At 61.0% G+C, this 213-nt stretch carries 1 protein-coding gene; it reads right to left on the bottom strand.

The features are described from left to right. Positions 1-213 (bottom strand): hypothetical protein (locus A3709_RS23560; RefSeq protein WP_197484055.1); only part of this gene is annotated, 213 nt, incomplete at both ends.

The raw sequence follows: 213 nt of genomic DNA, 5'->3' as shown, positions 1-213 counted from the left end.
CGCCGTCACCCCAGGTGAGGATGTAGTAGTTCTTCAGGGCGGGCTCGCGTTCACCGCTCATCAGCGGCGCCATCCGCTCATCCAGTACCCGCACATATTCTTCAGCCACGGTGCGTTCGCTAATCCCGGGGGGGAATTGGAAATAGGCGTCGACTGCATCGCGCTTCACCGGTGGCAGGTAGTCCATCTCCGGCATCAGGGTGTAGCTGCCTA

The sequence above is a fragment of the Halioglobus sp. HI00S01 genome, assembly GCF_001635445.1.
Lineage (GTDB): Bacteria > Pseudomonadota > Gammaproteobacteria > Pseudomonadales > Halieaceae > Halioglobus > Halioglobus japonicus.
Note: the sequence above shows the minus strand (reverse complement) of the source record. Positions and strands in the feature narration are given on the sequence as shown.